Source organism: Tahibacter aquaticus, assembly GCF_004363655.1.
Taxonomy (GTDB): Bacteria; Pseudomonadota; Gammaproteobacteria; order Xanthomonadales; family Rhodanobacteraceae; genus Tahibacter; species Tahibacter aquaticus.
The window spans coordinates 1-8,810 of the sequence record NZ_SNZH01000043.1 but is presented as its reverse complement, the minus strand read 5'-3'; the positions used below and the strand labels follow the sequence as shown (position 1 = coordinate 8,810).

Annotated in this window: 6 protein-coding genes; all 6 read right to left on the bottom strand. The window is 60.6% G+C overall.

Features of this window, described 5'->3' with window-relative positions:
* Nucleotides 1-233: contractile injection system protein, VgrG/Pvc8 family (locus DFR29_RS28595; protein WP_133822054.1), on the bottom strand; the 233-nt coding region annotated here is incomplete at its 3' end.
* 169 nt (nucleotides 234-402) lie between these two features.
* Entirely contained in the window at nucleotides 403-1,155 is a 753-nt protein-coding gene (locus tag DFR29_RS28590) for an RHS repeat-associated core domain-containing protein (protein ID WP_243746211.1), read from the bottom strand.
* Nucleotides 1,156-1,274: 119 nt separating this feature from the next.
* Nucleotides 1,275-1,712, bottom strand: coding sequence for an SMI1/KNR4 family protein (locus tag DFR29_RS28585; protein ID WP_166654423.1), 438 nt, complete (start codon nucleotides 1,710-1,712; stop codon nucleotides 1,275-1,277).
* Entirely contained in the window at nucleotides 1,709-6,985 is a 5,277-nt protein-coding gene (locus DFR29_RS28580) for an RHS repeat-associated core domain-containing protein (RefSeq protein WP_133822051.1), read from the bottom strand. The genes DFR29_RS28585 and DFR29_RS28580 overlap by 4 nt, the downstream gene beginning before the upstream one ends.
* Before the next feature lie 5 nt (nucleotides 6,986-6,990).
* Nucleotides 6,991-8,028 (bottom strand): DUF2169 family type VI secretion system accessory protein, encoded by a 1,038-nt coding sequence (locus DFR29_RS28575; RefSeq protein WP_133822050.1) that lies wholly within the window; start codon nucleotides 8,026-8,028, stop codon nucleotides 6,991-6,993.
* A gap of 62 nt (nucleotides 8,029-8,090) precedes the next feature.
* Nucleotides 8,091-8,810 (bottom strand): bacteriophage T4 gp5 trimerisation domain-containing protein (locus DFR29_RS28570; protein ID WP_425598904.1); only part of this gene is annotated, 720 nt, incomplete at its 5' end.

Here is an 8,810-nt window from a genome sequence, read left to right as displayed (position 1 = left end):
GCCGAGCGGAAGTGCACGCACTGGCCGTTCAGGTAGCGCCGGGCACCGCCGTCCAGTTCGAAATCGACGGTCACCGGCTGGCCCAGCATGGCCTGCGGCGACAGCCCTTTTTCTTCGCTTTTCAGCGTCAGCTGGAAGTCGAACAGCTGCGACAGCGCTTCACGCCCTTCCAGGCTGTCGAAACGCAGCATTTCCGGACCCAGCGGCGTCGTTACGTTCAGGGTGCGATTCATGGCGAATCCTTAGCCAGATGTCTGTTCAGACAGTAACGCCGAACGGCGAGACGCGGCGACAAGGCACACGCGGGCCGATGGCGGCGGGCCATCTTCCCAGTCTGTACAAGTTCAATCAATGCTGCGGTGTTACTAGCGTGACCTCGTCGCCATATCCTTTGCCGAATGGTTAACGCTCATGCACGGGTGTGCGGTCGAGCACGCTGCCGCCGCCGGCCATTGCCTCCCGATAGACGCAGCCCGGTCGATGACACGTCGACCAAGCCGGGTTTGGCGCAGCGGGAAACTCCGAGGCGGCGCTGCCCTTTTTTGCAGGGGGCGGATCGAGCTTGCCGCCGCTCAACGGATTGCCTGCCGCGATGCGCTGCTGCCGATCCTGCACAGTCGTCTGCGTGCCGGTGCCTGCCATGTGCTGCCAGCCGTTGTTTGCTCCGGCGGCTCGGCTCAGGTGATCGTTGACGAAGCCGGCGCAGCCTTGCTGTGAGACGCCTGGCGGTTCTGGACCCGGCGTCCGCACCGCGGGCTTGACCTCGTAGGCAATCAGATTGCCGTTCCCGCGCTCGGCAATGATATCGACACCGTGGCCAGACGCGTTCTGGATCTGCCGGATATTCTTGAACTTGCCGCTGTCACTGAGGTTTTCGATCGGCCGCGCCCCGCCGTCGGCGCCGTTGGAGCACGGCAGGCCGCACTGCTTGCACAGTCCGAGAGGATCGATCCAGCCGCTAGGGCTGGCAGCGTATTGATCGCTGTTGCTGACGCCCAGCAGCGCGATCAGATCCTGGCTGAGGTATCGTCCGACGCCAGGATCGTAGTAGCGGAAGCGGTTGTAGTGCAGCCCGGTCTCTTCGTCGAAATACTGGCCGGCGAAGCGCAGGTTCTGTACGACGGGCTCGTCGCGCTCTTCCCATTTCTCCGCCATCGCATTGCAGATCCGGCGGAACCCTTTGCGCGGCGGCATCTCCAGCGAGCCCGAACATCCTGGGCATATCCGTCACCCGCATTGCAGACGGCATAGCGCAGGCGGCGACTCAACGACGATCATTCTTGCAGAAACGCTACAAGCGCCTCGCCGAACGAATCCGCTACCGATCCGGTAAGTTTGCGTTGGCGCGTATCGAACGCAACCACTCTGGATTCCGGCACACGCCTGCTTCCATCGAGGCACCAGAGCACCTGATCGTCGCTGGAGAATATGACGAAAAGTTCGCCCGGCAAATTCCAGTTTTGGCGTGCGTAATGCGTCATTCGCACAACGCTGCCTTCGCCGGCCTCCAGATCGGCGGGTACGCCAAACCAGTAGGAGTTGTAGACCTCGATCCAGCCCACTTCCGCGAGAAAGTGCTGATAGTCGTCCGGAAAGCGGACGCCCAGCATGCTTTCGGCGCTCGCGATCTGCCCTGGATCTGCGGTTCCGCCGATGCGGTAGTCGTCGGCGTCGAGATTGTCTCGAAGATATTCCTTGATGGAAGTAATCATGGGCATCCGAAGTTCTTGGCGCGTTCTTTCCAATATTTCTTGCGGAAGCGCTCGTAAGCGCCGGCCTTCTTGGGATCGTTACGGAAACTGCGCCCGTCCTCGATAAGTCCGTGCAGCGGACCGTTCAATCGTTGATGCGTCGATCCCGAAAGCTCGACCATGGGGCCGGGCTCTGCTCCTATGACATGATGCAGATTGACCTGCTTGCCGTCCAGCCCGAATGGCGCATAGCCAGCGGCCATAAGGTCGACATTGGTGGCACCACCATTTATCAAGCCTTTCAATTTGTCGAAGCTGGGCGAATTCAGTGCTGTCAAATCCAGGTTCATGTCTTTGACCTTCCCAGCCGAGTCGATCAAAGAGTCATCCTGGTAAACTTTTCTTCCTAGTATCATTTTCGCACAACGAGCCAAACCGAGCACATCGGTCCATACGATGGGATTTGGCGCGTAAACGTAGGCGTTTGTGCCACCACCAAGACCTATCGGGTCCTGGGAGACGAAACGACCTATGTCGGGATCATAGTAGCGGAACCTGTTGTAATGCAGCCCGTGTTCCGCATCGAAATATTGACCGGCGAAGCGCAGGTTGTACTCGATCGGATCGGCGTCGACGAGATGCCTCTGCAAGGTGTTGCCGACTTGCCGGATACGAATTCGTTCCGGCCGGTCCAGACTGGACACTCCTCCCCACGCTTTGTAGGTCGCCGCCCAGACAATGCACCCGGCCTCATCGGTCAGTTCCCGCGGCGTACCGAGATGGTCTGCATGAACGTAAAAAATTTCGCACGCATATTTTGTCTTCGGCTGACTTTCTGGCATACCCATCTTGTCGAGCATTTTCTTTCGCCGTTGCTCGATTTCGGCCCACTGCCGGGGATACCGATCTTTCAGGCTCAGCATCTCCAGCGGCAGCGCCGGTTCTTCCACTTTTGGCGCTGGCGCAACTGTGCTGTGCACGAGCGCCAGCGGCGTGAAGCTGCCCGTTTCGTACAGATACAACTTCTGCCTGGTGCCGCTACGCTCCAGCAGCAACCGATTGCCATCCCAGCTGAATTGAGAACTGCCTTCGAAGCGTCGCGGTGGACTTTCCAAGGAGCTGGCATTACCCGCGACCAAACGGTATTTCGCGATGCGCCGGCCGAACGGGTCATATTCGTAGCGCCAGTCCTCCACACCGCGAAGGGTTCTAACCCGAGCGTAAGCCAGCTGATGCTCGGCATCCCAACCGAAGATGCGTACTTCATGAGCGCCGGATTTCTTCTCTATGCAATTTCCCCAGCTGTCGTATTGATAACGATGCTGCTGATGGACTCTCAGCCTGTTCGGCCTGACCACGCCCCAACCGGCCGGTCCCTGGTCTACGTGCCGCGCCTGGAGCGGGCTGAAATCACGCCGCTCTATATTCGCTGCGACGAAGTCGCGCCATTGCTGTTCCGACATGCCATCGTCGGGCGTGACTGCATCGGTCTCTTCGAGCCTGGTGGAGTCGGTCAGATTTCCCGCCGGATCGAAAGCAAAGCGCTCATCGAATTGGGCCGAATGCGCTGCTAGCAGCTGACCGGCGCCATCGTACTCGTAGCGGCTCGGACCGTTGCGCGCATCGACCACGGAATCAAGCTGCCCCGCGCGATCGTAGCGATACTGGCGGGATATTCGCTGACCCATGCCAGCGGCGGCGTGAGACAGCGAATCTCTTTCGACGGCTCGACTGGCCAGTAGACGACCGACGGCATCGTGCTCGTAGAAACTGCACAGCGCCCCCTGGCTTCTTACGGTTTCGCGGTGCAGACGGTCGCGCTCGAACTCGCTGACGATTTCACCATCCAGTTCGATCCGGTGCACATGACCGCTGCCATAGACCTTGCTTTCCAGGCGGCGGCCGTCCGGCAACGTGGTCGCTACACGATTTCCCTGTACGTCGTACTCGTGCGCCAAAACCGTGGACAAGCCTGCACGCGTGCGACTGATCTCGCGCGCCACGCGTCCACCCTGGGTATAGAAGAGTTCGACGCAAGCGTTTGCGTTCCGTGCCTGGATAAGCTGACCGGCGTCGTCGTAGCGGAAACGGCTGCGCGCGACCAACGGTTTCTCACCGAGCCTTGGTTTGCAGCTGGTCTTCGTCAGCAGGCGCCCCAGCAGATCGCGCTCGTATCGCGTGCGCAGCACAGCGGCGCTGTTCCGCCCCATCAGCGACGCGCCAGCGGGCACCCCATCCGCACTTTCCACAAGCTCCCCGGCCGGATTGTATGCATAGTCCTGGCGCCGGCCATCGAAACCGAGTTCGGCTACAAGCCGATCCAGATCATCCCAGGCAAAACGGTGCACGGCACCGTTTTCGTTGGTCAGCGCAATCAGACGACCATGCACGTCATACTGGTAGCTCAGTGAGTCGCCGAGCGCATTTTCGCGCCGTGTCGGCTTGCCGTCGCCATCCAGCTGATAGCGGATGGCCTGCCCTAGCGGGTTCTGGTGCGCGATGAGCCGGCCCAGAGCGTCGTAGGCCATTCGCTCCGTCGAGCCATCGGGATAAGTGATGGCGATGACGCGATCACGGCGATTGATGCGCTCGTACCGATAGTGAGTGGCTCCCCCTGCCGCGTCGGATATCTTTAGAAGATTCCCATACGCGTCGTATTCCATTGTTGTTGCCTGCCCCAGGCAATCCTGGCGCGACCGCAGGCGGCTTGCTGCATCGAATTCCAGCAGCGACGTCGCACCGGAAGCATCGACGATAGCGGTCGGAAGGCCGCGCTCGTTCAGCCGATACACAATCGAGCTTGCGTCGGGCTGGATGATCTCCGTCAGGTTACCGCGAGCGTCGTAGCGGTAGCGAATAGTGCGCTGGAGCGGGTCGGAAACCGCTGCAACGCGCCCCGAAACCTCGTCGTAGGCGATACGAAAAGCGGAGCCGTCGGGCAGCTCCAGTGCCGACAGCTTGCCCTCGCCGTTGTAAGTATGGCGCGTCTTCCGCCCCATGGGGTCGGTGCGCTCGATCACATTGCCGTAGATGTCACGAGTGAATCGCGTCTCGCCTCCGGCCGCGTCGACGACCGCCACCAGGTATTTGTTGTCGTCGTAACAGAAGGTGGTTGTCCGGCCGGTCGCGTCGGTAACTCGGTTTCGGCCGTTCGACTCGTCGTAATCGAAGGTGAACGTTTCGCCGGTCGATAGCCAATTGCGCCGTACACGGCCGGTGGGGCTGGCATGGTCCCATTCATAGCGGGAAACAACGCCACCCGGCTGACCATGCTCAATCATAATGTGGTTGTGCCAGGCAAACGTACGCACGAGCTGGTGATTGTCGTCCAGCACGGCAACCAGATCGCCCGTATCGCTATAACGGTATTCGACGAATGTCCTCGACTGGGCGAAGCGCCCTTCGTTGTCGGGCTCTCCAAGTAATTCCACAATGCGAATAAGTCGTGCCGCATGACCCTTGCCGGCTTCAGGCGAAAATGTCAGTCCGATCCGACGGCCAACACTGGTTTCCACAACTTGTGGCAGGTCATCGGAGCTGTAGTGCACGCGCATCCAATTGCCGTTCGGATCGATCCAGCCCAACATCACCAGACGCTCGGCCTGAGGCAGCACATTCGACCTTTTCAATTCCGTCTTCTGCCCGCTATTGGCCGAAGTATCACGCAGTTGTTGCAATGCCTGCGAAAACTGCGCTGCCTGGCGTTCTTCCACTGCTTGTACATCTGCCTGCTGCAGGTAGTCACTGGGCGAAAGAGCAAAGATCAGGCGCAATCCGTCGGTGAGCAGCAACTCGTACTGATTACGCTCCGTGCGGCGCAGAGTGGTCTGCTCGTAGGGTGAAAAGAACGACTCGCCCACACCAAGCACGGGGAAGCGTACGCGGCGCGCTTGCGTATCCACATACACGATGGACTGTCCTTCGACCTCGAGGCGGCATGCAATAGGCAAACTCCAGCCCTGGCCTAACCAACCGTCACTGGCATTGCTGGAAACATAGGTGCGCTGCCAATGGAGCGGCAGCGGCCCATCTATGCTGAAATCCAGGTCTTCATCGCCATCGAGAAGCTTGCAGCCGTAAATCGTGTTGACTGGTCTTCCGCCCGTGGGGCATATCAGACAGTTCGGCAAGCCCTTGCCGAATTCGTCTCCCTTTACCGCATCTTTGTCAGGAGTCTTGTCGGGAACTTTCTCGGGGGCGTCTGGCGTGGGTTTTGGTTTGGGTAAATCCGGTTTCTTGCTCGGATGATCCGGCAACTTCGGCGCGCGCCGCGCCGCGATGCGGTTTTTGAACTTGGTGACCAGGCTGCCGAGCTTGGGACCGACCTTGCCGGCGATACGTCCGATCTTGCTGGCCGCCGACATGGCGCCCTTGGTGACAAAGGTATCGACCAGTACGGCACCAGCGGTCTCCAGCGCAAACGCCGTCGCCATGCCGTCGATTTCGCCCAGCTGCACAGCCATCGGGCGCGGGTCCGTCGCCATTTGCGCCAGTGCGTCGCGCAAAGAACACCCCAGCTCGCCAAGGACTTCGCGCAGCCACTCCTTGAAAATCTGCTTCACGTCGTCGAGGGAAAGCTCGCTCAGCGCGTCGATGCCTTCGGCTACGTATTCGATCGCGTCCGAGGTCCATTGAACCGCACCGTCGTAAGCCGCCTGGGCACCCGACGCGGCGTCGGAGGCCATTTCAGAGACGCTATGCGTGCTGACATAGTCATAGCTGGCGACAGCACCGTCCTTGATGGCGCCACCGACGGCGACCGCAGCTCCACTGATCGTGTCCCACCACCCTTTCGCGGTTTCACCAAGCGCGTTGGCCGTGGCCAGGGCGCTGGCTTCTTTGTACTGCGCGAAAAACTTCAGCGGATTGGCCTTGAACTCCGCCGCCATCCTTTCCGCAATCGCCTCCAGCAGACCTTCCAGTTCGGCGCTGCAATCCGCGTTGGGGCCGGGCAGAACACCGCAATTGATCGCCCCTGGCACAATGCCGCCGTTGGGAAAGCGGATCTTGCCCATGTGGCCGTGGCTGGTGGCATAGCTGTGTTCGACCGGATTATTCGGCAGGTATTCGTCCGGCTTGAAGGTCATGCCCGTCGGCATCATCGCGGTAGACCGCTTGAGAAACAGCGGCGCCGAGTTGCCATAGGTCTGGAAGGCTGGCATCAAGGTGACGGCGAAAGTCACGGCAGCCGTGCCGAACACTTGGCGGCTGCCGAACGGTGTCGCAGCAATCGACGGCGATACGATGCAGGCGAAGTGCTTGACGATCGCTTCGGCTTTTAAGGGTTCACCCATGGCGCTCAGCTCCCTGCCAGTGCCGCATATGGCGCACAGTGCACATTGATGCGTTTGATCGATTCGTCGAACGGCAGGATCTGGTGGTAGCGCAAGGTCATGCGCTGTGCATCCAGGTCTATCGTGACAGTGTCGAGATTCATCGCTGCGGCGCGGCGATTGTCCTCGTCGTATTCGCACAAGGTGGCCGGATCGATCGGCGGCATGGCCAGGCGCAGCGGCGCGCCGGGCCGCAGGTTGACCAGGCCGATGACGTCGCCGGGCCGCAGGTATTCGCTTGCCTGCTGGTCGGCCGGCGCGGTATTCCAGTAGCGCATATCCATGTCGGGCGGAATATTCGGCTTCACCGAGGCTTCCCAGTCCGCGTCCGTCGTGCCTGCATATTGCGCGCGAGCCGGCACGAAGCCCGGCAAAGCGCCGAAACCGCCTACGGCGACGTCCTGGCCGAAATGGGTAATGGGGCCATCCCAGGCCTCGATCTGCGCAGCGCGCAGCGGTGCGTTCGTATCGGGCCGCTGTTTGCCGACATAGCCGCTGCCGAACGGATTCGGCGGGTAGTAGTCGCCTTCGGCATAGTGTTCGCGCGCCGGCCCGACGGTGCCGCCGTAGGCGTTTTCGTACAGCAGCGCAACACCGCTGCAGGCCTCAGGCCCGCTCAGGCGCCAGCCGCCCATGGCGCTATGCCGCCACTCGCGCGGACCGAACAGGCGCAGGCGCTTGGTCTGGTCCTTGATGCACAGCGCCGCATTCCATTCGCGCAAGGGCCGCCCTTCCGGCGACAGGGCCGTGCCAACGACGAGCACGTCGGTGGCCGGCTTGAACGGAATCATCTCGCTGGGATAGATCAGGCTGGAACGGTCCGCTTCGTCCAGCCATTCGTCGTTACGTACCCAGTCGGGCTGGCGCCGTGGCGAACTCAGACGGCCTTGCTCATCCCAGTCCAGTGTCACCTTGGCCGAAATGCAGTGATAGCGATTGCCGTGATAAAAACGATGCTCGAACCCCTGAGCCGGGTAAAGCGACTGATTGATGACGACGGTCATTGATCTTCCCCAGGTCGATAGCGGCGGCTTCGGCACTGCGCGGCCTCGGGCCGCGCAGTGCTTCAGTTCAGATCGATCTTCTTGCCGTCGACATCGACGAGGTCGTCGCCCTTGACCAGCACCTTCACGCCTTCCAGCGTGATGTTGCCGTTCTCCTCCAGCACCAGTTTCGATTTTCCTATCTGCAGAAGAATACTTTTCTCGTCCATGACGATGCTGCTCTTGCCGCCGACGGTCAGCGTAAAGACCTTGCCGACCGAGGCGGAATGGTTCTTGCCGATGGTGTCGGTACGACTCATGCCGACCACACTGGTCATCATCATGCCGACATTGCGCATGTAGCCCAGGCCGACATTGGTCATCTTGCCCAGGCCTACGTTCTGCATCGAGGCCATGCCGATGGTCTCGGTCTTGAACTTGCCGACCTTGATCGACCAGCTCTTGCCGATCTTGTCGGATTCGTTCTTGCCGACTTTCTTCGTGCGGTTGTCGCCGATCGTGAGCGATTCGTTCTTGCCGACGGTGCGCGTGCGGTTGTCGCCGACGGCGTGGGTCTGGTTGTTGCCGATGGTCACGGCTTCGTTCTTGCCGACGTCTTCCTTGCGGTTGTCGCCGATGCTGATCGTTTCGTTGTGGTCCACTCTTTCCTTGCGGTCATTGTGTACGGTGATCGTTTCGTTGTGATCGACCGTCTCGGTGCGATCGTGCTTGACGTGCACGGTTTCGTCGTGGTCGATGGTCTTGGTGCGGTCGTGCCCGACCCAGTGCGTCTCGTCGTTCTC